Annotated in this window: 25 protein-coding genes; 7 read left to right on the forward strand and 18 right to left on the reverse strand. The window is 55.2% G+C overall.

All coding sequences use genetic code 11. The annotated features are described in order from the left end of the window. The 4 genes from trmH to gmk all read right to left on the reverse strand — a co-directional run bounded on the left by trmH (window position 1) and on the right by gmk (window position 3,907). On the reverse strand, window positions 1–690 hold the full coding sequence (trmH, locus tag V7Q49_RS13475) for a tRNA (guanosine(18)-2'-O)-methyltransferase TrmH (RefSeq protein WP_333852658.1): 690 nt from the start codon (window positions 688–690) through the stop codon (window positions 1–3). Between the two features lie 129 nt (window positions 691–819). Next, complete coding sequence (gene spoT / locus V7Q49_RS13480; RefSeq protein WP_106995430.1) at window positions 820–2,934, reverse strand: bifunctional GTP diphosphokinase/guanosine-3',5'-bis pyrophosphate 3'-pyrophosphohydrolase; 2,115 nt, start codon at window positions 2,932–2,934, stop codon at window positions 820–822. Between the two features lie 19 nt (window positions 2,935–2,953). Beyond that, window positions 2,954–3,229, reverse strand: coding sequence for a DNA-directed RNA polymerase subunit omega (gene rpoZ / locus V7Q49_RS13485; RefSeq protein WP_032615688.1), 276 nt, complete (start codon window positions 3,227–3,229; stop codon window positions 2,954–2,956). 54 nt (window positions 3,230–3,283) lie between these two features. Continuing rightward, window positions 3,284–3,907: a guanylate kinase gene (gmk, locus tag V7Q49_RS13490; protein WP_333852661.1), complete on the reverse strand. Its 624-nt coding sequence runs from the start codon at window positions 3,905–3,907 to the stop codon at window positions 3,284–3,286. 251 nt (window positions 3,908–4,158) lie between these two features. Here gmk and ligB point away from each other — a divergent pair, with 251 nt between their 5' ends. Continuing rightward, window positions 4,159–5,829: an NAD-dependent DNA ligase LigB gene (gene ligB / locus V7Q49_RS13495; RefSeq protein WP_333852663.1), complete on the forward strand. Its 1,671-nt coding sequence runs from the start codon at window positions 4,159–4,161 to the stop codon at window positions 5,827–5,829. Here ligB and V7Q49_RS13500 read toward each other — a convergent pair. The 3 genes from V7Q49_RS13500 to V7Q49_RS13510 form a co-directional block, all read right to left on the reverse strand. Further along, window positions 5,826–7,478 carry a phosphoethanolamine transferase gene (locus tag V7Q49_RS13500; RefSeq protein WP_333852665.1) on the reverse strand — a complete coding sequence of 551 codons (1,653 nt, stop codon included), beginning with the start codon at window positions 7,476–7,478 and terminating at the stop codon, window positions 5,826–5,828. The genes ligB and V7Q49_RS13500 overlap by 4 nt on opposite strands. 122 nt (window positions 7,479–7,600) lie before the next feature. Next, window positions 7,601–8,218 carry a trimeric intracellular cation channel family protein gene (locus V7Q49_RS13505; protein WP_333852667.1) on the reverse strand — a complete coding sequence of 206 codons (618 nt, stop codon included), beginning with the start codon at window positions 8,216–8,218 and terminating at the stop codon, window positions 7,601–7,603. Window positions 8,219–8,422: 204 nt separating this feature from the next. Beyond that, window positions 8,423–9,286 (reverse strand): YicC/YloC family endoribonuclease, encoded by an 864-nt coding sequence (locus tag V7Q49_RS13510; protein ID WP_333852669.1) that lies wholly within the window; start codon window positions 9,284–9,286, stop codon window positions 8,423–8,425. 124 nt (window positions 9,287–9,410) lie between these two features. Here V7Q49_RS13510 and rph point away from each other — a divergent pair, with 124 nt between their 5' ends. Both rph and pyrE read left to right on the forward strand, forming a co-directional pair. Continuing rightward, the gene (rph, locus tag V7Q49_RS13515; protein ID WP_032615700.1) at window positions 9,411–10,127 is read left to right on the forward strand and encodes a ribonuclease PH; all 717 of its coding nucleotides are present in this window, start codon (window positions 9,411–9,413) and stop codon (window positions 10,125–10,127) included. A gap of 71 nt (window positions 10,128–10,198) precedes the next feature. After that, window positions 10,199–10,840 (forward strand): orotate phosphoribosyltransferase, encoded by a 642-nt coding sequence (gene pyrE, locus V7Q49_RS13520; RefSeq protein ID WP_333852672.1) that lies wholly within the window; start codon window positions 10,199–10,201, stop codon window positions 10,838–10,840. 34 nt (window positions 10,841–10,874) lie between these two features. On the opposite strand, the gene V7Q49_RS13525 is transcribed toward pyrE, so the two are convergent. The 4 genes from V7Q49_RS13525 to coaBC form a co-directional block, all read right to left on the reverse strand. Beyond that, window positions 10,875–11,891, reverse strand: coding sequence for an SMP-30/gluconolactonase/LRE family protein (locus tag V7Q49_RS13525; protein ID WP_333852674.1), 1,017 nt, complete (start codon window positions 11,889–11,891; stop codon window positions 10,875–10,877). A gap of 152 nt (window positions 11,892–12,043) precedes the next feature. Further along, entirely contained in the window at window positions 12,044–12,640 is a 597-nt protein-coding gene (gene slmA, locus V7Q49_RS13530; protein WP_032615703.1) for a nucleoid occlusion factor SlmA, read from the reverse strand. Window positions 12,641–12,757: 117 nt separating this feature from the next. Continuing rightward, on the reverse strand, window positions 12,758–13,216 hold the full coding sequence (gene dut / locus V7Q49_RS13535) for a dUTP diphosphatase (RefSeq protein WP_139563925.1): 459 nt from the start codon (window positions 13,214–13,216) through the stop codon (window positions 12,758–12,760). Further along, window positions 13,194–14,405, reverse strand: coding sequence for a bifunctional phosphopantothenoylcysteine decarboxylase/phosphopantothenate--cysteine ligase CoaBC (coaBC, locus tag V7Q49_RS13540; RefSeq protein ID WP_333852867.1), 1,212 nt, complete (start codon window positions 14,403–14,405; stop codon window positions 13,194–13,196). Before coaBC ends, dut begins: the two co-directional genes overlap by 23 nt. Before the next feature lie 174 nt (window positions 14,406–14,579). Here coaBC and radC point away from each other — a divergent pair, with 174 nt between their 5' ends. From radC to mutM, 4 genes are all read left to right on the forward strand, one after another. Next, window positions 14,580–15,245, forward strand: a complete 666-nt coding sequence (gene radC, locus V7Q49_RS13545; protein WP_333852677.1) for a RadC family protein — start codon at window positions 14,580–14,582, stop codon at window positions 15,243–15,245. A 216-nt stretch (window positions 15,246–15,461) separates the two neighbouring features. Continuing rightward, the gene (gene rpmB, locus V7Q49_RS13550) at window positions 15,462–15,698 is read left to right on the forward strand and encodes a 50S ribosomal protein L28 (RefSeq protein WP_002436699.1); all 237 of its coding nucleotides are present in this window, start codon (window positions 15,462–15,464) and stop codon (window positions 15,696–15,698) included. A gap of 22 nt (window positions 15,699–15,720) precedes the next feature. After that, window positions 15,721–15,888 (forward strand): 50S ribosomal protein L33, encoded by a 168-nt coding sequence (gene rpmG, locus V7Q49_RS13555; protein ID WP_003024094.1) that lies wholly within the window; start codon window positions 15,721–15,723, stop codon window positions 15,886–15,888. 72 nt (window positions 15,889–15,960) lie between these two features. Next, window positions 15,961–16,770 (forward strand): bifunctional DNA-formamidopyrimidine glycosylase/DNA-(apurinic or apyrimidinic site) lyase, encoded by an 810-nt coding sequence (gene mutM / locus V7Q49_RS13560; protein ID WP_333852679.1) that lies wholly within the window; start codon window positions 15,961–15,963, stop codon window positions 16,768–16,770. Window positions 16,771–16,819: 49 nt separating this feature from the next. Here the strand turns inward: mutM and coaD are convergent, their stop codons facing one another. The 7 genes from coaD to V7Q49_RS13595 all read right to left on the reverse strand — a co-directional run bounded on the left by coaD (window position 16,820) and on the right by V7Q49_RS13595 (window position 24,613). Continuing rightward, entirely contained in the window at window positions 16,820–17,299 is a 480-nt protein-coding gene (coaD, locus tag V7Q49_RS13565; protein ID WP_333852681.1) for a pantetheine-phosphate adenylyltransferase, read from the reverse strand. 3 nt (window positions 17,300–17,302) lie between these two features. Beyond that, window positions 17,303–18,073: a glycosyltransferase family 2 protein gene (locus tag V7Q49_RS13570; RefSeq protein ID WP_333852683.1), complete on the reverse strand. Its 771-nt coding sequence runs from the start codon at window positions 18,071–18,073 to the stop codon at window positions 17,303–17,305. Next, window positions 18,073–19,347 carry a lipid IV(A) 3-deoxy-D-manno-octulosonic acid transferase gene (waaA, locus tag V7Q49_RS13575; protein ID WP_333852685.1) on the reverse strand — a complete coding sequence of 425 codons (1,275 nt, stop codon included), beginning with the start codon at window positions 19,345–19,347 and terminating at the stop codon, window positions 18,073–18,075. The genes V7Q49_RS13570 and waaA overlap by 1 nt, the downstream gene beginning before the upstream one ends. Before the next feature lie 154 nt (window positions 19,348–19,501). After that, window positions 19,502–21,136, reverse strand: a complete 1,635-nt coding sequence (locus V7Q49_RS13580; protein WP_333852687.1) for a sulfatase-like hydrolase/transferase — start codon at window positions 21,134–21,136, stop codon at window positions 19,502–19,504. A gap of 18 nt (window positions 21,137–21,154) precedes the next feature. Next, complete coding sequence (locus V7Q49_RS13585; protein WP_333852689.1) at window positions 21,155–22,126, reverse strand: glycosyltransferase; 972 nt, start codon at window positions 22,124–22,126, stop codon at window positions 21,155–21,157. A gap of 8 nt (window positions 22,127–22,134) precedes the next feature. Next, window positions 22,135–23,118: a glycosyltransferase gene (locus V7Q49_RS13590; RefSeq protein WP_333852690.1), complete on the reverse strand. Its 984-nt coding sequence runs from the start codon at window positions 23,116–23,118 to the stop codon at window positions 22,135–22,137. Window positions 23,119–23,242: 124 nt separating this feature from the next. Then, entirely contained in the window at window positions 23,243–24,613 is a 1,371-nt protein-coding gene (locus V7Q49_RS13595; RefSeq protein ID WP_333852869.1) for an O-antigen ligase family protein, read from the reverse strand. Window positions 24,614–24,731: the final 118 nt, after the last annotated feature.

Genomic DNA, 24,731 nt, shown 5'->3' on the forward strand with positions numbered 1-24,731 from the left:
TTACTTCGCCGCTTGCATGGTGGCCCACCACGTCGCATCGGCTTCAATTTCGCCCTGCATATTCACGTGGGGGTAGGGTAATCTTTTCTGCTTCGCCACGTTGGCCAGCACCGGATAACCGCCTTCAAACAGCAGGCGCTGCTGCTCGTCTTCCGGCAGCATGCTGTTCTCGCGTTTGTACATCCCGGCATTTTGGCGCTGGCGCTGGGCTTCATACAGAATGAGCGCGGAGGCCACGGAGACGTTCAGGGACTGCACCATGCCGGTCATCGGAATGATGATATCCTGATCCGCCAGATCCAGGGCTTCCTGGGTGATCCCCGTCTTCTCCTGACCCATCAGAATGCAGGTCGGGCGGGTATAATCAATCTCGCGGAAATCGACGGCTTTGTCGGAAAGGTGGGTCGCCAGAATCTGCATGCCGCGCCCTTTCAGATGCGAAATGGCTTCGCCAATCGTGTTGTGGGCTTTGACCTGTACCCAGCTGTTGCTGCCTGCGGCAGCCGAGGCCATGGGCCGCATCCGCGTGCCCTTCCAGACGGCGTGCACTTCATGCACACCGACGGCGTCTGCAGTACGGACGATAGCAGCGACGTTATGAGGCTTATGCACCTGCTCCATGCAGACCGTCAGATCGGGCTGACGCCTGGCGAGCATTTCGCTAATCCTGGCATAACGTGTTGAATTCATAAACACTTCATCCTTCAAATTGCCTCGGCGTTGGCTGCTCTCACTCACCCCAGTCACGTACTTCTGTACGCTCCAGGGAATTCATTCGCTTGCCGCCTTGATGCAATTCGAATGCTTTTGTGTTTGGACCTAGTTTCGGTTACGGGTGACTTTGATCACGTCGGCCATCACGCGGATTTTGCGCATGATGTTCGCCAGATGCACACGGTCCCGCGCGGTCAGACGAATAAAGGCGCTGTAGACACGACCATCTTTCTCTTCCGTATTCAGGCTATGAATGTTGGAAGAGGCGGTGTTGATTGCCGCCGTCAGGTTCGCCAGCGCACCCTGGTGGTTGAACATGTCCACCTTGATTTCGGTGATGAACTCCTGCTCGGTCTCTTTATCCCACTCTACCGCCATAAACTTCTCAGGCTCTTTCTGGTAGCCACGGATGTTACGACAGGACTCGTGGTGGATAACCAGGCCCTTACCAGGACTGACGTGGGCAATAATCGGGTCGCCGGGGATCGGTCGGCAGCACTTGGCAAAGGTGATCAACACGCCGTCGGCGCCTTTGATCGGCAGATGGCCGTGGCTGGTTGATGACGGCTGCGGCACAGAGGTTTCGCCCTGCTGCAGGTTCTTCGCCACCACCACGCTCATCGCGTTACCCAGACCGATTTCCGCCAGCAGATCGTCAAGCGTGGCGAGCTTCATACGCTCTATCTCACGCTGCACGTTCTCTTTCGGGATCTCGGCCAGCTTACGGCTGCCGCCCAACGCGTGGTTGAGCAGACGACGGCCCAGGCTGACGGAGTCGTCGCGTTTGAGGTTCTTCAGCAGCTGGCGGATTTTGGCGCGAGCCTTCGAGCTCACGACAAAGTTGAGCCACGCCGCGTTCGGACGTGCGCCAGGTGCAGTAATGATTTCCACCGTCTGGCCGCTGGTCAACGGCTGTGACAGCGGGTACGGCTGCCTGTCGACGCGCGCGCCGACACAGGCATGACCGATATCGGTATGCACGGCGTAAGCGAAGTCGACCGGGGTTGCGCCAGCAGGCAGCTCGACAATACGCCCCTCTGGCGTGAAAACGTAAATCTCATCCGGGAAGAGATCGGATTTAACGCTCTCGATAAATTCAAACGAGCTACCGGCGCTCTGTTGCAGCTCCAGCAGGCTCTGCATCCAGCGCTGGGCGCGGATCTGCGCGGTAGTGCTGCTTTCGCCGCCACGCTCTTTATAGGCCCAGTGCGCGGCAACACCCATCTCCGCCATCTGATCCATATCTTCGGTACGGATCTGCACCTCAACCGGCACGCCGTGCGGGCCAATCATCGAGGTGTGGAGAGACTGATATCCGTTCGCCTTTGGAATGGCGATATAGTCTTTCATCCGACCCGGACGCGGTTTATACAGGCTGTGCATCTGACCGAGCACGCGATAGCAGGTGTCGGAGTCGTGGACGATCACGCGGAACGCGTAGATATCCATGATCGAGTGAAAACGCTGCTCTTTGAGCACCATTTTGCAGTAGATGGAGTACAAGTGCTTTTCGCGACCGCTGACGCGGCAGGGGATACCGGCTTCCTGCAAACGTCCTTCGATTTCAGAGAGGATCTTCTGAATCATCTCTTTACGGTTACCACGCGCGGCTTTCACCACCTCTTTGATCACCCGGAAGCGGTTCGGGTACAACGCTTCAAAACCCAGCTCTTCCAGCTCGGTTTTAATGTGATGAATACCTAAACGGTGCGCCAGCGGGCTGTAGATTTCGAGGGTTTCACGGGCAATGCGACGACGTTTGTCCGGGCGCAGCGAGCCCAGGGTGCGCATATTGTGGGTACGGTCAGCGAGTTTGATCAGAATGACGCGGATATCCTGCACCATCGCCATGATCATTTTGCGGAAGTTTTCGGCCTGCGCCTCTTTCTTATCGCGGAAATTCAGCTTATCAAGCTTAGAGACCCCTTCCACCAGCTCGGCAACGCTTTTGCCAAACAGCTGTTCCATATCCTGGTAGGTGGCGGGGGTATCTTCGATCACATCATGCAGCAGGGCGGCCATCAGCGTTTCGTAGTCGAGTTTCATCTCGGCCAGAATACAGGCCACCGCTACCGGGTGCGTGATATAGGGTTCACCGCTTGAACGTGTCTGGCCCTCGTGAGCGTCACGTGCAACGAGATACGCCTGCTGGAGACGTTTAATCTGGTCTACCGGCAGGTAGGTTTGAATCAGTTGATTCAGGCTTTCAAACAGATACAAGGGCGACCCGCAGGTTTAATTAACGACGACCTTCAGCAATGGCGGTAACGGCCTGCAGTTCTGCGGCTTCCTGCTCTTGCTGCTCCTGGCGCTCACGAACATCGAGGATCTGGTTGTTGATCAGACCTTCTTCGATTTCGCGCAGTGCGATAACGGTAGTTTTATCGTTTTCTTCCGGTACCAGTGGATCTTTACCGCCTGACTGCATCTGACGAGCGCGACGCGCGGCGACCAGCACCAGGTCAAAACGGTTACCAATTTTCTCTACAGCGTCCTGAACAGTTACGCGTGCCATACTTAAAATGCTCCACAGATGAAGAAATGACTGGGCATGATACTGAATGTGGGTTCAGTCTGCCAACAGTTTGGTGATTAATGCGTCATGTCGCTGCTTCTGGCGGCTCATGCGCAGACGTTCGGCGCGAAGGATAATTTTGAGATCGCTCAGGGCGGCGTCAAAATCATCATTCACAATCAGGTAATCATATTCGGCGTAATGGCTCATTTCCGCAACTGCCTGAGCCATACGTTTTGCGATAACCTCTTCGCTGTCCTGGCCGCGGCCACGAAGACGGCGATCCAGCTCATCTTTCGACGGCGGTAAAATAAAAATACTGCGCGAATCAGGCATTTTCTTACGAATCTGCTGTGCGCCCTGCCAGTCGATATCAAGGAACACGTTCACGCCGGTCGACAGTACCTGCTCGATAGTCTCACGCGAGGTACCGTAGTAGTTACCAAAGACTTCCGCGTGTTCAAGAAACGCATCTCTGCCAATCATCGTTCTGAATTCGTCGTGATCGACAAAGAAATAGTGTTCACCGTGCACCTCACCCGGACGCGGCGCGCGCGTGGTGTGAGAAACCGATACCTGGGTATCGTACAACGGTTGGGTTTTTAACAGTGCCTGAATCAGGCTGGATTTACCCGCGCCACTAGGGGCAGAAACAATATAAAGCGTGCCTTGAGCCATGAGAGTCTTTTGTATGTGTTAGCGAAGAAAGTCCTACATACGGGCTTATTATACACGTCGCCGCTTCGTGACGTAGCCTTTGTCACACTTTTTCCGCTTCTTAGTTGATTTTTGCTCTCTCTTTTCCGCTTTTCTCCACCGTTTGCTGCAACAGAATCAAAGTCCTGATGCGGGCTCGTAAAGTCTGGTTTTGCCTGTGGCATTGGGTTTCGCACCGCGTTATACCCCTTCTGAAACAGGGAGGGACGACGATGCGGCGATGTTTTAGTGTACTTATGATGCTCTGGAGCAGCTGGGGGCTTGCGGTATGCCCGGTCTGGTCACCCGCGCAGGCAGAGCAGGAGATCGCCCGGCTCAGTGCGCAAATGGCCCGCTGGGACAAGGCGTACTGGCAGCAGGGCGTCAGCGACGTGAACGACGACGTCTATGACCAACTGGCGGCGCGGCTGAAACAGTGGCGGCACTGCTTTGGCGATGAACCGACGACAGACGCGCTGGCACCTGTGCAGGGTTCGGTCAGGCACCCTGTCAGCCATACCGGGGTGACGAAGGTGGCCGATAAAACCGGGCTGCGGCAGTGGATGCGTTCGCGTCGCGACCTGTGGATCCAGCCAAAGGTGGACGGCGTGGCGGTGACCCTGGTCTACCGTCAGGGGCAACTGGTGCAGGCTACCAGCCGGGGCGACGGGCTGAAAGGTGAAGACTGGACGGCAAAAGTGAAGCGCATCGCCTCAGTGCCCGCTCGGGTAACAGGCCCGCTCGCCAACAGCGTGTTGCAGGGGGAACTCTTCTTACGCCGCGATAACCATATCCAGCACCAGATGGGCGGCATGAACGCGCGGGCAAAAGTCGCCGGGACGATGATGCGGCAGGACGCCAGTACCGTCCTGGATCACATCGGTATTTTTATCTGGGCCTGGCCGGACGGTCCCACCGCGATGGACGAACGCCTGCAGGCCTTAACCCGGGCGGGCTTCACCCTGACCGAACCCTGGACGCAGCGGGTCAGTTCAGTGGAGGAGGCTGAAAAAATGCGTGACCGCTGGCTGACGTCGCCTCTGCCCTTTGTCACCGATGGAATTATTATCCGCTCGGCACAGGAGCCCGCAGGCAGCCGCTGGATGCCCGGGGATGGCAGCTGGGTAGTGGCCTGGAAATATGCCCCGGCCGCACGGGTCGCTGAGGTCCGGGCTATCAACTTTGCCGTGGGGCGTACCGGCAGGATTGCGGTGGTCGCCACCCTCGAGCCCGTGCAGCTTGATGATAAACGGGTGCAGCGCGTCAGTCTGGGGTCGGTGGGTCGTTGGCAGGCACTGGATATTGCGCCGGGCGATCAGGTTCAGGTCAGCCTGGCCGGGCAGGGGATCCCACGGGTGGATAAAGTCGTCTGGCGAGGAATCGACCGACAAAAACCGGTCCCGCCGGAACCGCGTTTTACGCCGCTCACCTGTTTCACTGCCTCGCCGGAATGCCACGAGCAGTTTATGGCCCGGCTGGCCTGGATGAGTTCGAAACACGTGCTCGATATTGAAGGGGCAGGTGAGTCGAGCTGGCGGCTATTACATCAAGCCCTTCATTTGGAGAACATTTTTTCGTGGCTCGGGTGGACTAAAGAGCAGCTCCAGAACACGCCGGGAATGAATGCCACGCGGGGCTTAACCCTGTGGCATCGTTTTGAGTTCGCTCGTAAGCAGCCCTTTATACGGTGGATTGTTGCGATGGGCGTTCCTTTGCCGGGAGCCGCAGTAAAAGCGCTTACTGAGCACTCCTGGCAGCAGTTACGCGATAAAAATGTGGGAAGCTGGCAGCAGCTTCCCGGCGTCGGCACGGAAAAGGCACAAAAGCTGGTCGCGTTTTTTCATGATCCTGCGATCGCCGCCCTGGCGGCCTGGCTGGGAGAACAGGGCATCCAGGGCTTTTAAAGCGATCCGGGTTGTGCTTTCCGCCAGGGCGTTTTTTTATCTTTTGAACTAAAGGTATCGCGTAACTGGTTGTAATCGAAGATATGACGTCCGCCATCCATAACCGGAAGGGACGTTGGCTCCTGGTAGCAGGTTTCCAGCACTGAAAGACAATGTTCATTCCCGGTAGAGACGCCAAGCCAGTTAAGCATCAACCAATAGTTATTTGTGGTGGACCAGGCGTCATTAATCCACCCTAACCGCCGTTTTTGGCTGGAAAGTGCCGGCTGGCTGTACCAGATGAACTGCGGGACTTCGTAAGCCTCTTTACTTGGATTACGAGAACCATGCATATAAATAGATTCCAGCTGTGGATTTTTTTCCAGGCCGTGATCGGAAAAATAAAGGATTGAAGAGGCAGTGTTTTGCAAGCGTTTAGCCACTTCGCCGATAAAGTAATCGGTATAACGAATCGCATTGTTATAGCAATCTTCGTACTTATTTCCTGTATCAAGAACGCCTGCTGATGCAGGGTAGCGGTCACAGGCCATTTCATGGCTGCCATTAATGTGCAGGACAATGAATTTTTTACCGGGGTTTTTTAGTGCCTCTTCAAGAGCGGGTAAAAGTTCGGTGTCATATTGTGTATTAATCCAGTGCAATTTTTGGCTAGTGGAAGCAATGGCCGCAATATAATTATTGCTCTTTCCTGAGTTGCCTTGCGCGCTGATCCACTCCGTGTAATAGCCGGTTTTCCTGGCAATGCTGACAACATTGTCGGCGAGTTTGTCTACAGTGAAATTATCGGGGTCAGCCTGGCTGAGAATCATTGGAACCGCCAGCACCGTGGCCGATGCGGGGGCAATGGCATTCCTGAAGATCAGCGCGTTCTTTTTAAAAGACGACTCGACCGGCGTGGTGTCCTGGTTGAAACCATAAAGCTGCATATTGCTGCGACGCGCAGATTCCCCGACGATAACCACGTAGTTTTCGATACCGGTGCGATGATATTGCAGGGCCGGATAATGCACATTTTGCTGGGTGATTTTGTCAGCTAACGCGTTATCCCGGTGAGCAATAATAAATTCGGAACCGATGTAAAAGGGCGTATTAGTCAGGATCCGCGAACTTAGCGGATAGTAGACCTCCAGGTCCTTGCGCTTTTTAAGCCAGTTTGCGGTGGAGTACCAGCCCATATAGCCAACCAGTAATACCATGCTGATGGTTTTTGCCCGGTCAGACAGATTCTCGCTGAGAGACTTAATGGCATACCATGTAATAACAAAATAGGCGATGACAACGGGTAGGCTATTGATATAGAGCCCCGACATACTTTTAGCTTCAGCAATGTGGGTCGCCAGGATGCTCATGGCAAAAACGGTGTTGAATTCGCTCTGGTAAACATTCCACGTACTGAACGCAAACGCAAAATTAAGCGTCAACAGAACAGTCAGTGCGAAGGCAATAATCTTACCGGGAAGGTAGCGATAGATAGCGGCAGCAGCCAGCAACAGCAGGCTATTACAAATCGCAATGCGCACCATAAAACGAGCCGGTTGCGTGAAATACACCGGCCATAGTTGAATCAATACAGAGCTCAGCAGCAGGATTAAAAAATGGCTGCAGATCTTTTTATCTATGATAAGGACAGAGGCTTTAGCAAATGACATCAGTTCTTAATGCAAATTTTCAAGAGGGTGACAGAGCGGTATTGTATTCGCTTTTCGATATATTATAAGCCCACAAAAATGCTTTTTTCTGTCCATTTTCCTCTTATCCTTTTGTTAAAAACTCAGTGCGAATCGTGTGTGTAATGAAAAACGGGTAGCCCCAGTTTTAAGCGCAGTGCCATCATTCGCAGGGTAAAACCAAAGAGTAGCGTCGTAATCACGATGACATCATTGTTCGAGACGTAATGCTGCAATGCGATGTATAGCAAGGCCGCAGCGAACGAGATGCCGGCGTAAAGCTCTTTCTGGAAAACCAGCGGGATACGCTTACAGAACATATCGCGCAGAACGCCGCCAAATACGCCGGTCACCACGGCGGCGATAGTTGCAATGATCGGGCCTTCCCCCATATCCAGCGCAATCTGCGCGCCAATAATAGAGAACACGATCAGGCCTATTGCGTCCAGTACCAGAAACAGACGTCGAAGATAGGGCATCACAGGGGCAACAATGGTCGTGAGCACAGCAGCAACAGCAACAATCACAACATACTCTGGATGTTTGACCCAGCCGAGAGGATAGTGCCCTAACAAGATATCGCGAACAGAACCCCCGCCGAGTGCCGTTGCGGTGGCGATAATGATGACACCAAACGTGTCCATACGACGACGCCCGGCAGCCAGCGCACCGGTCATCGCTTCGGCCGTAATTCCGACCAGATAAAGAATGTGTAAAAGCATTGTCGCCCCCCAGAAAACTCGCAGCAGAGTAGCCTTTTGTGGAGCAGATCACGATTGAGATTTTCTAAGGCGAAGATTTTTAGCTTAGTTAAGCTAATCCGTTAACGGCATTTTTATCAGTGATGAGCTAAGAATTATTCTTGAACGATAGTTTATGGCATGAGAAAAACTAATGGGTAACTCACGCTGAGCTACCCATCATGATTATTCGATGTTCTGAATTTGCTCGCGCATTTGTTCAATCAACACCTTCAGCTCAATGGCTGAGTTAGTCACTTCGGCATTGATTGATTTCGACGCCAGGGTGTTCGATTCGCGGTTGAACTCCTGCATCATAAAGTCGAGACGGCGGCCTACGGCCTCTTTCTTCTTCAGAATGTTGTAGGTCTCTTTGACGTGTGCTTCCAGACGGTCCAGCTCTTCGGCAACATCGATACGCTGGGCCATCAGTACCAGCTCCTGCTCGAGACGGTTATTTTCCAGCTGAACTTCGGCATCTTCCAGCTTGGCGACCAGACGCTCACGCTGCCACTGCAGGATCTCTGGCATATGGGAACGGACTTTCACCACTTCGCCGCTCACGCCTTCCAGACGCTGCTCGATCAGGGCTTTCAGCGCCTGACCTTCGGTTTCACGGGCAACGATGAAATCGTCCAGCGTACCGTCCAGCGCAGCCAGGATCTCAGTGGTAATCGCGTCCAGATCCTGTTCGCCAGCCGCCATCACCCCTGGCCAGCGCAGAATATCTACCGGGTTGATTTCGCCTTCGTCGCTCTGCATTTTGACCCAGTTAGCGGCGTTCACCAGCTGTTTAGCCAGTTTTTCATTGAGGATCAGCTCCCCTTGCGCGCTTGCATCAGGCTCAAAACGCAGGTTGCATTCAACCTTTCCACGCGTCAGGCGAGCACGAATACGCTCACGAACCACAGGCTCAAGACTGCGGAACTGCTCCGGCATACGGAAATAGGTTTCAAGATAGCGTTGGTTTACCGAGCGCATTTCCCAGGTCGCGCTGCCCCAGCTTCCCTTGATTTCACGGCGGGCGTAGGCGGTCATACTGCGGATCATAGACATTTCCGTTTTTAAGGAGAGATGGGGGGATTATAGCTTTCGGGGCTTTCTCAGGATAGGAATAAGCGCGTTTAATCCGTATAATGCGCAGCCACATTCGTTTCAAGCCGGAGATATCATCATGCGTCCATCAGGTCGTAGCGCCAACCAGGTGCGCCCCGTCACCCTGACCCGTAACTATACAAAACACGCTGAAGGCTCTGTGCTTGTTGAATTTGGTGACACCAAAGTGCTGTGCACCGCCTCCATCGAAGAGGGTGTGCCACGCTTCCTGAAAGGCCAGGGGCAGGGCTGGATCACCGCTGAGTACGGCATGCTGCCACGCTCGACCCATACCCGTAACGCCCGCGAAGCGGCGAAGGGTAAACAGGGCGGCCGCACCATGGAAATCCAGCGTCTGATCGCGCGTGCGCTGCGCGCTGCGGTTGATCTGAAAACGCTGGGCGAATTCACCATCACCCTGGACTGCGACGTGATCCAGGCAGACGGCGGCACCCGCACTGCTTCCATTACCGGTGCCTGTGTAGCGCTGGCCGATGCCCTGAACAAACTGGTCGCGGCCGGTAAGCTGAAAGCTAACCCGCTGAAAGGCATGGTTGCGGCGGTGTCTGTTGGGATCGTTAATGGCGAAGCGCTGTGCGATCTGGAGTACGTTGAAGACTCCGCGGCAGAAACCGACATGAACGTGGTGATGACCGAAGACGGTCGTATCATCGAGGTGCAGGGCACTGCAGAGGGTGAGCCGTTTACCCATGAAGAACTTCTCGCGCTGTTGGCGTTAGCCCGAGAGGGAATCGAATCTATCGTAACGACGCAGAAGGCGGCGTTAGAAAATTGATTTTAAAGGCGACTGATGAGTCGCCTTTTTTTTGTCCGTAGAAAAGCATAAGTAAGATGAGGAGCGAATCCATGAAACCCTATCAGCGCCAGTTTATTGAGTTTGCGCTTAGCAAGCAGGTACTTAAGTTTGGCGAATTTACGCTGAAATCCGGGCGCAAGAGCCCTTATTTCTTTAACGCCGGGCTGTTTAATACCGGGCGCGATCTGGCACTGTTAGGTCGCTTCTATGCCGAAGCGCTGGTGAATTCCGGGATTGAATTCGACCTGCTGTTTGGCCCGGCGTACAAAGGTATTCCGATTGCCACCACCACCGCCGTAGCGCTGGCGGAGCATCACGATCGCGACGTGCCGTACTGCTTTAATCGTAAAGAGGCTAAAACCCATGGCGAAGGCGGTAATCTGGTCGGTAGCGCGCTGCAGGGCCGCGTCATGCTGGTGGACGATGTGATCACTGCGGGTACCGCCATACGTGAATCGATGGAGATTATCCAGGCGAACAACGCAACGCTGGCGGGCGTACTGATTTCGCTGGACCGCCAGGAACGCGGACGTGGCGATATTTCTGCCATTCAGGAAGTGGAGCGCGACTACAGCTGCAAAGTGACCTCAATCATCACTCTGAAAGACCTGATTGTCTGGCTGGAAGAGAAACCGGAGATGGCGGAAAACCTGGCGGCAGTACGCGCCTATCGGGAAGCATTCGGCGTTTGATTTTTAATCCCGGCAGCCAGCTGCCGGGATTGGCTTAAATCAACTTCGCCCCCTGGGTGTTCACGTAGAGCGAATAGATTGAGGTACTGGAGGCCATGAACAGGCGATTGCGCTGTTCACCGCCGAAGCACAGGTTCGCACAGCGTTCCGGCAGCTGGATGGTGCCGATGTGTTTTCCCTGTGGATTGAAAACGCGCACGCCATCAAGTTCTTCGGTACCCGTCCCCCATCCGCACCACAAATTGCCATCAACATCGCAGGCGATGCCATCCGCCGTACCGTTGCCACAATCGATATGCACCCGTTTGTTTTGCAGGGTGTTATTCACCACATCCCACGCCAGAATCAGCCGGTTTGGTGTCGCGCGGCTCTCCACCACGAACAGGGTTTTTTCATCGGGTGAGAAGCACAGGCCGTTCGGCCCTTTCACATCCCCCAGCACGACCTCCAGCTTGCGGCTTTCGGGATCCAGGCGATAAACATTCTGCGGCAGCTGCGGGGTGGCCTGATGACCTTCATAAAAGCCTGCAATGCCGAAGGGGGGATCGGTGAACCAGACGGAGCCATCTGATTTCACCACAATATCATTTGGCGAATTGAGGGGCTTGCCATCGAAGCTGTCGGCCAGCACCCTGATGGTGCCGTCGAACTCGGTGCGGGTAATGCGGCGGGTGTCGTGTTCACAGCTTATCAGGCGGCCTTGCCTGTCACGGGCGTGGCCATTCGTATAGTTGGCGGGATGGCGGAATACATCGGTTTCACCTGTCACTTCATTCCAGCGCATGATGGCATTGTTGGGGATATCGCTCCATAGCAGCATCCGCATGTCGCCAAACCAAACCGGTCCTTCTGCCCACCGGTTGCCAGTGGCGATTTGTTCAACCTTCGCGCTGGAAAGCATATAGCGGCGAAAGCTATCATCCACCGCGATGATGCGCGGATCGGGATAACGTGCAGAGGGGGCCCAGGCCGCTACGCTTTTTGGGCTTAGCATCAGAGATGCCGTCGCCAGACTGCCCAGTTTCAGTAAATCACGTCGTGAGGTTGCCATCGTTTTTTCCTTGCCGTGGGTTTTCGATCCGTTTAGCGGATGTTAGGAGAGCCTACGGCGTGGAACATCTGGCAATTCAACGAATTGTATTGGGCTTAATGACAAATCGCGGGAGAAGAACATGCAGCCATGCGCTGGCTGCATGCTGTATTTTACTGCAGCTGCGCGGCGACTAACGGCCAGCGGGCGTCAAAATCATCCGTTGGGCGATATTTGAATTCACTGCGCACAAAGCGGGAGAGCATTCCTTCACAGAAGGCCAGCACCTGCCCGGCAAGCAGCGATTCATCCATGCTATAACCCTCGCCTTCACGCATCTTCTTTTCGCGCAATACCTGGCGCAGCTGCGCTTCAATGCGCTCAAACAGCTGGTTAATACGCCCCTGCAGCCTGTCCTGCTCAAACATCAGCGCGTGGCCGGTCAGGATACGGGTCAAACCCGGATTGCGCTCGCCGAAACCGAGGATCAGCTGAACAATCAGACGCAGCCGTGCGGTGGTGTCTTTTTCATCCTTCAGGATCAGGTTGATACGCGTGATCAGGCTGTCTTCGATAAACTCGATCAGGCTGTCGAACATCCGCGTTTTGCTGGGGAAATGACGGTACAGCGCCGCTTCCGACACGCCCACAGAGGCGGCCAGTTTCGCGGTGGTGATGCGTTGACTGCCATCGCTGGATTCAAGCATCAGAGCCAGAGATTGAAGTATTTCTTCGCGACGATTCCTTTTCGCTGTTTGTTTTTCTGCCATGTTGCAAAATACCCCTGAAAATAAGCACTTGTCAGGCTGACATCCACACAACGACCGCAAACAGACGTTTGCGGTTTGTTAATACGTTATTAGATTGTGGGATGCGTTTAGCCGGGTTTATTTACGCCCGGAATGGCCGAAGCCGCCTTCGCCGCGATCGGTGGCGTCGAAGTCTTCTACCAGATTAAATTCAGCCTGTACCACCGGGACGAATACCATCTGGGCAACACGCTCGCCCGGTTGAATGGTGAAGCTGTCCTGGCCACGGTTCCAGACGGAGACCATCAGCTGACCCTGATAGTCGGAATCGATCAGTCCCACCAGGTTGCCCAGCACGATACCATGCTTATGGCCCAGGCCAGAACGCGGCAGAATTACCGCCGCCAGAGAGGCATCGGCAATGTGGATGGCAAGACCGGTCGGCAGCAGCGTGGTGGCGCCTGGCGCCAGCTCTACGGCGTCGTCGAGGCAGGCGCGCAGGTCAAGACCGGCAGAGCCGGAAGTGGCATAGGTCGGCAGCGGGAATTGCTGGCCAACACGCGGGTCCAGAATCTTAACGTCGATTTTTTTCATCATAACGGGTAACGATCTCGTCCAGTAATAGTTGGCCCAGGAGTTCCTTGCGCTCAAGCGGTAAGACTTTATCTCCATCCTGCCAGAATAGGTGCAATGCGTTGCTGTCGCTGTTAAATCCTTGGGTGGCCAGCGATACGTCGTTCGCGCAAATCAAATCGAGGTTTTTGCGGGTACGTTTTTGCCGGGCATATTCTTCCACATTATTCGTTTCAGCGGCAAACCCAACAACGTAAGGCCGACGATCTTTTAGCGCGGCGACACCGGCAACGATATCCGGGTTTTTCACCATTTTTATCGTGATTTCATCGCCTTGCTTTTTGATTTTCTCATCCGCCACGGCGGCTGCGCGGTAGTCTGCCACGGCGGCACAGCCAATAAAAATCTGCTGCTGTTGCGCCTGCGCCTGGACGGCCGCTTCCATCTCCTGTGCGGTTGTCACATCAATGCGCTGCACCCGCGGCGGCGTCGGCAGCGACACCGGGCCGCTGACCAGCGTGACCCTGGCTCCGCGCTGCGCGGCGGCGGCGGCAATCGCAAAGCCCATCTTGCCGGAGCTTTGGTTCGTGATATAGCGCACCGGATCCAACGGCTCACGCGTCGGACCCGCGGTAATCATGATGCTGAGATGTTGCAGATCGTTGACAGGTGAAAAATGGCTGGCGGCCAGATCCACAATCGCCAGCGGATCCAGCATGCGGCCCGGGCCGATATCGCCACAGGCCTGGCTGCCGCTGTCCGGCCCCCAGATCAGCAGGCCGCGGGAAGCCAGCGTTTCAAGGTTATGCTGGGTGGCCGCGTTGCGGTACATCTGCTGGTTCATGGCAGGCACCACGGCGACCGGCGCGGGCGTGGCCAGGCAGATGGTGGAGACCAGATCGTTGGCCATGCCGGCAGCCACGCGGGCGATGAGATCGGCGGTGGCCGGCGCGAGGATGACTAAATCTGCCCATTTCCCCAGCTCGATATGGCCCATGGCGGCTTCTGCGGCGGGATCGAGCAGGCTGTCCGACACCGGGTAGCCCGAAACGGCCTGCAGGCTCAATGGCGTAATGAACGCTTTGCCCCCTTCGGTTATTGCCACCCGCACGTCCGCGCCGCGCTCGCGCAAACGGCGCACCAGTTCCGGCGTTTTATAGGCCGCAATGCCGCCGCTGACGCCGAGAACGATTTTTTTACCGGCCAGGCTCATCATGATTCTTTCCTGTTGGGTTCACCTGAGAGGCGAGCATTTTATCACAATCCGAAATGCATCGGGATGTTGTCCACCCGCCACTTTGCGAGGGGCCACGCAAGACCAGAAATCCGCCATCGTGAGGAACCCGGGTCTGTGGCAGCATAGCCTGACGATGGAGGAGGAGAGAGTATGGATACATCATCCCCGCAGTTGCCGCGGGAAAAAATGCTCGCTGATGGCGCGACGACGCTGACGGACGATGAACTGCTGGCGCTGTTCCTGCGAACCGGAACGCGAAGTAAAAGCGTTTTCACGCTTTCTAAAGACCTGCTGCAGCATTTTGGCTCTCTGCATGGCTTGCTGACTGCCGAGCTGGCGGCCTTCAGGCGGGTCGACGGGATCGGTATTGCGACCTTCGCCCAGCTCAGGGGCATTGCGGAGCTTGCCCGTCGCTACTACTGCTCGGGGATCAGGCGAGAAAGCCCGCTGGAGAATCCGGAGATGACCCGGGAGTTTGTGCACAGCCAGCTGGCGGAAGAGGAGCGAGAAATTTTCATGGTGATTTTCCTCGATAATCAAAACCGGGTGCTGAAACATTCCCGGTTATTTTCGGGAACTCTAAGCCATGTGGAGGTGCATCCACGAGAAATTGTGCGCGAAGCGATAAAAGTGAATGCCGCTGGCGTGATCCTCGCGCATAATCATCCCTCAGGGCGCGCCGAACCGAGCAAAGCCGACAGAGACGTGACCGCACGCATCATGAAATGCTGTCAATTCATGGACATTCGTGTTCTTGACCATCTGGTGATAGGTCGCGGGGAGTACGTTTCGTTTGCTGAACGTGGATGGATTTAAGCCATTTCTCGCGATCCATCGGGATCTTTGTCTGTTCGGGACTTGAGCACATCCTCGAGTCAGCGTATACTACGCCACCTTTGAGAATCTCGGGTTTGGCAATTGGGCCTGGCAATCGATGGTTCACTTAGAACTGCGATGACTGGGCTGTAAAGCCTGACGAGGCGCCGATACCCCATACGAAGCTCGAGCTAATTTGATTTTTGGAGAATAGACATGTCCCGAGTCTGCCAAGTTACTGGCAAGCGTCCGGTGACCGGTAACAACCGTTCCCACGCACTGAACGCGACTAAACGCCGTTTCCTGCCGAACCTGCACTCTCACCGTTTCTGGGTTGAGAGCGAGAAGCGTTTTGTCACCCTGCGTGTATCTGCTAAAGGTATGCGTGTTATTGATAAGAAAGGCATCGATACAGTTCTGTCCGAACTGCGTGCCCGTGGCGAAAAGTACTAAGTACTTAAAGAGGAAATAAATCATGGCTAAAGGTATTCGTGAGAAAATCAAGCTGGTTTCTTCTGCTGGTACAGGTCACTTCTACACCACCACGAAGAACAAACGTACTAAGCCGGAAAAACTGGAACTGAAAAAGTTCGATCCAGTTGTACGCCAGCACGTACTGTACAAAGAAGCTAAAATTAAATAATTTTAGACTCCTTGTACTGAAAAACCCCGCAACTGCGGGGTTTTTTGCATTCTGCATCTCAACGGAGGAACCATGCCTGAATTACCTGAGGTAGAGACCAGCCGCCGTGGCATTGAGCCCCACCTGGTCGGTGCGACCATTCTTCACGCTGTCGTCCGCAACGGTCGTCTCCGCTGGCCGGTTTCAGATGAGATCCACGCGCTCAGCGATAAACCCGTCCTCAGCGTACAGCGCCGCGCGAAGTACCTGCTGCTGGAGCTGCCTGATGGCTGGATCATCATCCATCTGGGGATGTCCGGGAGCTTACGTATCCTCAGCGAAGAGCTGCCTGCTGAAAAACATGACCATGTCGACCTGGTGATGAGCAACGGTAAAGTCCTGCGCTATACCGATCCTCGCCGCTTTGGCGCCTGGCTGTGGACCAAAGAGCTGGAAGGGCATAACGTGCTGGCGCATCTGGGGCCGGAACCGCTTTCAGATGACTTTGATGCGGAATACCTGAAAGCGAAGTGCGCGAAGAAGAAAAGCCCGATTAAACCCTGGCTGATGGATAACAAGCTGGTGGTCGGCGTGGGTAACATCTACGCCAGCGAATCGCTCTTTGCCGCCGGGATCCATCCCGATCGCCTGGCCTCCTCGCTTTCCGCGCAAGAGTGCGAGCTGCTGGTCAGGGTGATCAAAGCGGTGCTGCTGCGTTCGATTGAGCAGGGCGGAACCACCCTGAAGGACTTCCTGCAGAGCGACGGTAAGCCGGGCTACTTTGCCCAGGAGCTGCAGGTGTATGGTCGTAAAGATGAGCCGTGCCGGGTCTGCGGTGCGCCGATTGTGGCCACGAAGCACGCTCAGCGCGCCACCTTCTACTGCCGACAGTGCCAGAAATAACGGATTTCCAGGCCCGGTAAGCGCAGCGCTACCGGGCAAAAGGCAGGAACTACTTCAGCTTGTCCATCAATGCCTGATGCACGACAGCAGGCAGGAAATGGGTGACATCACCCGCGTGGCGCGCCACCTCTTTCACCAGCGAAGAGGAGATAAACGACCACTCTTTGGATGGCATCAGGAAGACGCTCTCCAGCTCGGGCATCAGATGGCGATTCATGTGCGCCAGCTGCATTTCATATTCAAAATCGGCTACCGCACGCAGGCCGCGAATCAGGATATTGGCCTGCTGAGCGCGAGCAAAATTCGCCATCAGGTCACTGAAGCCCACGACGTCCACATTCGGCAGGTGCGCGGTGGCGGCTTTCGCCAGGGCAACCCGCTCCTCAAGGTCGAACAGCGGCTTTTTGCTGGGGCTGGCGGCAATCGCCAGAACCACCGTATCAAACATGCTGGCGGCACGGGTGACGATGTCGATGTGACCGTTGGTAATGGGATCGAAGGTACCCGGATAGATCGCTTTTGTGCTCATGGCTCACGCTTTCTCTGAGTAGCCGCGGTTCAGCGCCCACAGCTCGGTGTATTTATTGAAAGTATACTGAGCGTTAACCACCGCCAGTAACCAACCCTGTTTACCGTCCAACACACCACCACGCAGTACCAGTGTCTTCAGGAACGCCCCTGCGGTGTGGCTGAAGATACCCGCCAGCGAGGTTGTTTTACCGCGCTGATGACGCTCCTGAGCCCAGGCCGTGGCGTAGTTAAGCTGTTTACGCTGGAAGCTGGCGAAATCACGGCAGGTGAGGTGCAGCAGATCGCCGTCGAGGGCAACCACGTGCGCGCCGTCGCAGGCCAGCGATTCATGCACCAGGTTGTCGTTGTATTGAAAGCGCGTGCGTGGGTACAGGCGCATCACGCGATCGGGATACCAGCCGCTGTGACGCATAAAGCGGCCCAGAAAGTAGTTGCGCCGGGCGATGCTGTAGACGGCATCGGGCTGAGGTGCCGCCAGCACGCGCTGGATGGCCTGTTGCAGCTCTGGCGTGACGCGCTCGTCGGTATCGATCATCAACACATACTCGCCGGTGGCGAACCGCTGCGCGCGCTGGCGCTGGGTGCCATAGCCCTGCCAGTCGGTATTGATATAGACCTGTACGCCGGCCGCGCGGGCGACCTCCACCGTGGCGTCGGTGCTGCCAGAATCGAGCAGGACGATCTCATCGGCCCAGGCTACGGAGGCAAGGCAATCCGGCAGCAGGTCTGCGGCGTTTTTGGCGATCATCACGACCGACAGACGCGCAGACATTAGTGGCTCCGCACGGGCAGATAAGGTTGCAGAAGCTGCAGCAGACGGGTCAATGCGCCCTGATTCTGATGCAGTACTTCGACAGCGTGGCGGCCATACCACAGACGATAGTCTTCGTCGGTCAGCAGGGTCGAGATTTCTTTCACGATTGAATTGGCATCGGTGACCGTAATCAGCCCGTCAGCCTGCTGCAGTTTGGCGCAGATATCTTTGAAGTTGAAGGTGTGCGGCCCCATCAGCACAGGAATGGCGTGCGCTGCCGGTTCAAGCGGGTTATGCCCGCCGCGCTCCACGAGGCTACCGCCAACAAAGGCCAGGTCGGCAATTCCGTACAGCAACATCAGCTCGCCCATGGTGTCGCCAATCACCACCTGGGTGCTGGAGGAGGGGATTTCACCGCTGCTGCGCATAATGAAGCTGAATCCGCCTTTCTGCACCATGTCACGGGCGTCTTTAAAACGCTCAGGATGACGTGGCACCAGAATTAACAGCAGATCCGGGAAGCTTTCCAGAAGCTGGCGATGCGCCTGGAGGATAATCTCTTCTTCGCCGTCGTGGGTGCTGGTGGCGATCCACACTTTACGGCGCGGTGCCCACTGGCGACGCAGGGTCACCGCTCTTGCAGCCAGCTCCGGGGTAACCGAAATATCAAACTTCAGGCTACCGGTGACCGCCAGCTGATTGCGCTTCAGGCCCAGCGACAGGAATCGCGCACCGTCTTCTTCATTCTGGGCGGCGATCAGGGTGATTTTACTCAGCAGGCGGCGCATAAATTTGCCCAGCTTGCCATACCCCTTCGCAGAGCGTTCCGACAGGCGGGCGTTGGCCACCACCAGCGGAATTTTACGGCTGTGCAGGGCAGAAATCATATTGGGCCACAGTTCAGTTTCCATCACGATCACCAGCTTAGGGCGCACGGTATTAAGGAAACGGTTCATGGCGCAGGGTAAATCGTAAGGCAGATAGACGTGATGCACGTCTTTGCCAAAGGCGGACATGGCGCGTTCGGAACCGGTTGGCGTCATGGTGGTGACGGTGATCGGCAATGACGGATAGCGGTGGCGCAGGGCGCGGACCAGTGGAATGGCCGCCAGCGTTTCGCCCACGGACACGGAGTGGAGAAGGATACCGTCTGGCGCAACTTTGTTGCGGCAGAAACCATAGCGTTCAGCCCAGCGTTTACGGTAGGCAGGCGCTTTACGGCTACGTAGCAGCAGTCGTAGCCACACCAGTGGCTGAATAATGTAGAGCAGAGCGGTATACAACAATTCCAAGCGATTATCCGTTTTTTCAGTTTCGGCGGGCAAATTCTAAGCATTTAGGCCGTTTAAAGCTATCTCTTTGGCGCTTTTGCTCAGCCATTTGCCTGTGTTACGTGCGTTCACAGATAAAAAAACGGGCATTCAATGCCCGTTTAATGATTTCTGCTTAACGTTCCGCTTCCGGCAGTTCGTTCAGATGGTAGGTGACGCGCTCCGACAGGCCGCGAATATCCCCCCCGGTGATGTAGTAGCTGTCGTCCTTCTGGTTCGGGTTACTGACCGCATACCCCAGCATCTTGTTGATCAGCGTCGCCACCTGGAAATGGTTGAGCGGGGCCTGTGGGCTGATGGCGCTCATCGCATACGCCGGATCGTTACTGAAGTAGAGGAACGGCACCTGGGCAATCGGCATTTCGACAATCGAGTGGCCGAACAGCCCGCCGTCACCGACGCGTTCGCCGTGATCCGAGGTAATAAACACCAGCACCGGCAGTTTAGATTTCGCCATCGCGGTACGGATCGCCGAGGCCAGCTCTTTGTCGTACAGGCGCACGGCATCATCGTACTCATTTTTCTTCTGCGCCACGTCGTCGCTCAGGCGTGGGGTAGAGAATTTGGCGAAGCCCTGCGGGATGTTGCGCTCATAAGGAATATGCGGCGCACGGCTGTTCAGCACCATCAGGAAAGGTTTGTTCCAGTCCAGCTTCGCCTGTTCAACGGACGGCGTCAGTACCACGTCGGCACCCACATCCGGCGCCGGGCGGATCTGCGTATCTTCCCACAGGTCGATATCATGGATGCCAATCCAGTTGCTCAGCCCTTCCAGACCCTGGGCGGAGATAAACGCCGTCTGGTAGCCCTGCTTTTTGGCATTGGTGAAGATATTGGTCGATTTTGACTTATAGGCGTCGTAGTTGTCCGGTTCGCGCAGGTTATTGACCAGCATAGGGATCGCCACGCGGGTCGAGACCGCATTGGAGACGATCAGACGACCCGTACCCTGATACTGTTGCAGCAGCGCCTTCAGTTCCGGCGTGGTGTCGCGTTCGTAGCCCAGGGCGCTGACATGATGCGGGTTGAGACTCTCGCCAATCGCCAGGATGATGGAATATTTCCCGGCGTGGCTGCCCTCCACCGGTGTGACCTGATAGGGCTCATAGTGCGTCACGCTCTGGTTTTCGCCGGAAAGGGCTTCCGGGATCAGGCGAATGGTACTGTAACTCATGGCCGACAGACCGTTGCGCAGTAAAGAGTGGCGCAGGTCCGGGTTGAATTTATACATCTGCCCGTCGATGGCTTTATAGAACTGACCCGCGAACATCACCAGAATAGCCAGCAGGCACGGCATCGCCACCCACTTATGCCACTGCGGCGCCAGACGACGGGTAAAGACCAGCGCAAAGATCACCGCGACGGCCATGATGGCAAAGTAGATCCCAAGCGATCCCAGACTGTCCGTAATGCCGCTGGCGATGTCTTTGGTTTCGACAAAGGCCAGCCAGACTTCACTCGGGCCGTAAAACTGGCCGTAGAACTGGTAATAGACCGCTTCCGATATCTGTACGATAAAGGTGACCGCCAGCAGCAGACGGGTCAGGAAAAAGCGGGCGCTGACGGCCGCCAGCACGGAAATGATCAGATACAGCGACATGTCGCTGGATTTCGGCTGATAAACATGGTCTTTCAGCAGGATGATGATTTCACACAGGGAAAACAGCACCAGGAAAACCAGCGTGAGGATCACGGTACGCAGGATATTGCGGCGCGGCGTGAGTGACGAACGTGAGGATGTTTTAAACATGAACGGACTCAAGGTTACTTAAAACTTTTTAGTCAGCGGGCGAATGGCTTTACCGAAACCAAAGCGCAGTGCACGAACCAGGGTTGGGCGTTGATGCAGTCCTTTACGCCAGATATCCTCAAACAGGCTGAACCAGCGTGCGGCGACCGCTTCGCGGGAGTAAACCTGCAGACGTTTGTCGCCCTGCTCGCGCATCTGGCGATACAGTTCCGGCGAGTTTTTCAGCCGCATAATGGCATCAAAGGCTTCGTCTGGCGTTTTGGCGATCAGGTAGTCGAACTCGCTTTCGCGGATTGCGCGGTACGAAGGCTCGTCGTCGCAGATCATAACAGTGCGTCCAAGCCAGTTGTTAATCAGCTTGCTGGCAGGTTTACGGGCCAGTTTGTGGTCGTGTGATTTGCGGAAGCTGATACAGACGTCCACGTCCTGGTAGTCAGTCCAGTTATCAAAGGAGATGCGCAGGTCAATGCCCTGCTCAGCAAGGCGCTGCTTAAAGGCCTCGCTGCGGAATGCCTCCGGGAAGCTGTCCACGCGGCCAAAAAAGGCCACGGTTTTGACGGTTTCATCGGTACGTTCGCGCGGTTTCACTCCCGGCTGCGGCCAGTAGGGAACAAAAACACCGTTGCTACGGTTATCGGCTTCCGGGTTCTGATCCACGACCACGTCAGCACCAATCACCGGTGGGCGGTCGGCACGGGCGACGACGGTCACGCCACGCCAGGGTTTGACGCGCGATCCAAAATCATCGTTATGCATCAGATTGATGGCATCCGGGCGACACTCCGAACCAAACGAGCACTCGATGTCGTCACCGTAATAGTGTTTCAGCGCCAGGGTGGTCTGGAACGTCCAGCCGCCGCGCCCGCCGCAGTAGAAACGCTCCGGGATGGTATCCGGATTGACGCGGTTATCCAGCAGCGTCTGGAAGTCTGCATAGTTTTTTGCGATGAAATCAGCGCGGGAGACCGCGTGTAATTTAAGTTTGCTCATAATGTTCGTTAGCCGATGATTTTCTTAAGGCGGAAGTAACGACGTCCCAGACGCCAGCGCTGACGCAAACCACGGGCGTTTTGCCAGATCATCGACCAGATGCCGCGATCGAACAGTTCCTGGGTGATTTCGCGTTTTTTCGCGCTGTCTTCGATATTGTTAATGCTGTGCAGAATACCTAATCCCTCTTTGGCAATTTGCCACTGGCAGGCCGGGGCGCGCTTCACCTGTTCCGGGTAGCGTTTATTGATGGCATCCAGCATTTCAAGGATTTTCATATAGTGACGCGAAGAGCGCATCCGCGTGTCGTCGGTGCCTGGCGTGTGTGATACCGAGGCAGAATGGATCAGATAGTCATAATAGACTTCGTCAATATACTGCACGCGTTTGGCGGTCAGCAGCACTTCCGTAGTCCAGGGAATATCCTGATGACGCAGGCCGTGTTCGAAGGTAAAACCCTGCGCTTTGATAAAGGCGTGGCGATAGATATTCAGCCAGGTGACGTGCAGGAATTTGCGCGAGGCCAGCGCCATCTGCAGCCACTCCGGGCCGTCCAGCACCCCTGTTGAAGCCAGCTTGTCGGACGGAAAAATCTTTTTCGACGGACGGCCGTCGTCATAAATATAGGTGCCGTTGCAGGTCGCCACATCCAGCTGGCCCGCGAAAGCGATATCCAACAGTCTTGGGTACATGCCAGGGTAAATAACATCATCAATATCGGGGAAGGCAACGTATTCGCCGGTCGCCAGCGCAAGACCGGTATTGCGTGCGGCCGATACGCCGCCATTAGGCTGATCGATTATCTGGAAATGGCTAAATTCACTGGCATAGCGGGCAATGATTTCCGCTGAACGATCCGTTGATCCATCATTAACAATAACGAGTTCCAGGCTCGATAAATTCTGCTGTTTAATGCTGTCAAAAAAAGCGCTCAGGAATTTTTCGCCATTATAAACGGCAACGATGAGGCTTAATTGAGGCGTTTCAGACATGCTTTCTCCGTAAAAATACGCAGCAATAAAAAGGGTATAACGAGGCCATTTGTTGGCAATTCGACAGCCGACAGGCTAAAGCGTTCCGCGCCAGGGTGATTATCCCACTGGCGCGTCAGATTGATCAGGACGTTTGCTTTTCTCTCTGGGCAGGGCGCAGGGCACACATGCCAACCAGCAGGCCGGTCAGTAACATATACTGCTCCAGATAGTGATCTTTGAGATTGTGATCGACCATGGTTCGGCAGAAGAAGCCAACGGTAAAGAGCAGCAGGAACATCCCCACCATCATGTTGCCGCGACGGAACTCCCGCCAGCCGATGTACCAGCAGCCCACCAGCAGAATTAGCCAGCCTGCAATACCAATCACACCGTTCTGAATACCAAATTCAATCAGGCCGTAGTGGCTATGGGGAATATTAATACGGTTATCCTGGGTATCCCGACGCAGTACGTAGCGGAAGGCCTCTTTGCGCTCTCCGATCCCTGCAGGATGTTTGGCAATAAGCTGCCAACCCTGATGGAAGAAGCTGGCACGACAGCCGTTGGAATGATCCATTGGCTTCCCAAACCCATTTAGGGGAATCATACCGTCCGTTTTATTGTAGCAATAGCTGGTAAACGGCGCGTTCCAGCCCGTTATGGCATCGCTTTCCAGACTTTGCCAGCGTGGGTCAGATTTCCATGAAGCGTAGCCCAGTAACACCGAGGCAATGATAATTCCGACAAGGATACCGCCTGTGGCGACGACCCGGCTGCGCCGCATGCTGTGCAGGCTCAGCAGGAAAAAGGTCGAAAACAGGCTGCCGATCAGGCCAATGGTACCCCAGCGGGAATCAACCAGCGCGGTACACAGCAGGTTACTGAGCAGCATTAATGCCAACAAAGGCGTTTTCAGGCGCAGGAAGCGTTGATGTAACAGGCCCCGCGCCAGCAACTCGGCCATTAAAAAGCCGGTGATCATGTTGACCTGGAAACTCATGCGGGTGCGGTTATAGACGATCCGCGTTTCGCCCCAGTGGATATAACCGTCGCGCCAGTAGAGCCAGACTGAATCCAGCAAATGTACGCAGACCACGCCCCAGAAAAAGAGGATGACTAATGTAAAGAAGCGGGCGGCGGTCATGGAGGGGAATGTCCGCTGGATAGCCGGTAATAATACCAGGCCAGCGCAGAACAGTAATACCGGGCGTAGCCACTGGCCACTCCATGCAGAAACCATTTCTTTTATGTCGGGGGCGACAAAAAAGCCATTAATCACGATAAAGAAAGTTAACGCCCATATCACAATAAGAACGAACTTAATTTTGCTTAAATCCAGCCGTTGTCTGGTTGTTATCTCACTAAAGAACAGGCCAAGTGCCACGGCGACGATTGGGTAAATCAATCCATTGCGGTGAAACGGCAGCTGATCGTTGGGAATAGGCCACATAAAACATAAAGCCAGTACAGCAAGGACTAACAGACCTGTCAGAATGTTACGAGTATTTGTCATATATTTTAGGCTGGTTAAGGATTTTTCGGTTCTTGACCGGCTGGTTAATAACGCTGTGAGCGATCTCCACGGTTTTTCCGTGGGAAATAAAAAGCCAGAGAAAACTATCACAAATGCC

This window comes from Leclercia sp., from assembly GCF_036780805.1.
Taxonomy (GTDB): domain Bacteria; phylum Pseudomonadota; class Gammaproteobacteria; order Enterobacterales; family Enterobacteriaceae; genus Enterobacter.

What these genes read in the sequence shown, in the direction of transcription:
- V7Q49_RS13585 (WP_333852689.1), bottom strand. Translation starts at nt 22,126, where the DNA reads ATGAGCAAACTTAAATTACACGCGGTCTCCCGCGCTGATTTCATCGCA.
- coaBC (WP_333852867.1), bottom strand. Translation starts at nt 14,405, where the DNA reads ATGAGCCTGGCCGGTAAAAAAATCGTTCTCGGCGTCAGCGGCGGCATT.
- dut (WP_139563925.1), bottom strand. Translation starts at nt 13,216, where the DNA reads ATGATGAAAAAAATCGACGTTAAGATTCTGGACCCGCGTGTTGGCCAG.
- pyrE (WP_333852672.1), top strand. Translation starts at nt 10,199, where the DNA reads ATGAAACCCTATCAGCGCCAGTTTATTGAGTTTGCGCTTAGCAAGCAG.
- V7Q49_RS13500 (WP_333852665.1), bottom strand. Translation starts at nt 7,478, where the DNA reads ATGTCATTTGCTAAAGCCTCTGTCCTTATCATAGATAAAAAGATCTGC.
- coaD (WP_333852681.1), bottom strand. Translation starts at nt 17,299, where the DNA reads ATGAGCACAAAAGCGATCTATCCGGGTACCTTCGATCCCATTACCAAC.
- V7Q49_RS13505 (WP_333852667.1), bottom strand. Translation starts at nt 8,218, where the DNA reads ATGCTTTTACACATTCTTTATCTGGTCGGAATTACGGCCGAAGCGATG.
- rph (WP_032615700.1), top strand. Translation starts at nt 9,411, where the DNA reads ATGCGTCCATCAGGTCGTAGCGCCAACCAGGTGCGCCCCGTCACCCTG.
- V7Q49_RS13570 (WP_333852683.1), bottom strand. Translation starts at nt 18,073, where the DNA reads ATGTCTGCGCGTCTGTCGGTCGTGATGATCGCCAAAAACGCCGCAGAC.
- V7Q49_RS13510 (WP_333852669.1), bottom strand. Translation starts at nt 9,286, where the DNA reads ATGATCCGCAGTATGACCGCCTACGCCCGCCGTGAAATCAAGGGAAGC.
- slmA (WP_032615703.1), bottom strand. Translation starts at nt 12,640, where the DNA reads ATGGCAGAAAAACAAACAGCGAAAAGGAATCGTCGCGAAGAAATACTT.
- rpoZ (WP_032615688.1), bottom strand. Translation starts at nt 3,229, where the DNA reads ATGGCACGCGTAACTGTTCAGGACGCTGTAGAGAAAATTGGTAACCGT.
- V7Q49_RS13525 (WP_333852674.1), bottom strand. Translation starts at nt 11,891, where the DNA reads ATGGCAACCTCACGACGTGATTTACTGAAACTGGGCAGTCTGGCGACG.
- radC (WP_333852677.1), top strand. Translation starts at nt 14,580, where the DNA reads ATGGATACATCATCCCCGCAGTTGCCGCGGGAAAAAATGCTCGCTGAT.
- rpmG (WP_003024094.1), top strand. Translation starts at nt 15,721, where the DNA reads ATGGCTAAAGGTATTCGTGAGAAAATCAAGCTGGTTTCTTCTGCTGGT.
- rpmB (WP_002436699.1), top strand. Translation starts at nt 15,462, where the DNA reads ATGTCCCGAGTCTGCCAAGTTACTGGCAAGCGTCCGGTGACCGGTAAC.
- trmH (WP_333852658.1), bottom strand. Translation starts at nt 690, where the DNA reads ATGAATTCAACACGTTATGCCAGGATTAGCGAAATGCTCGCCAGGCGT.
- gmk (WP_333852661.1), bottom strand. Translation starts at nt 3,907, where the DNA reads ATGGCTCAAGGCACGCTTTATATTGTTTCTGCCCCTAGTGGCGCGGGT.
- V7Q49_RS13580 (WP_333852687.1), bottom strand. Translation starts at nt 21,136, where the DNA reads ATGTTTAAAACATCCTCACGTTCGTCACTCACGCCGCGCCGCAATATC.
- V7Q49_RS13595 (WP_333852869.1), bottom strand. Translation starts at nt 24,613, where the DNA reads ATGACAAATACTCGTAACATTCTGACAGGTCTGTTAGTCCTTGCTGTA.
- ligB (WP_333852663.1), top strand. Translation starts at nt 4,159, where the DNA reads ATGCGGCGATGTTTTAGTGTACTTATGATGCTCTGGAGCAGCTGGGGG.
- V7Q49_RS13590 (WP_333852690.1), bottom strand. Translation starts at nt 23,118, where the DNA reads ATGTCTGAAACGCCTCAATTAAGCCTCATCGTTGCCGTTTATAATGGC.
- mutM (WP_333852679.1), top strand. Translation starts at nt 15,961, where the DNA reads ATGCCTGAATTACCTGAGGTAGAGACCAGCCGCCGTGGCATTGAGCCC.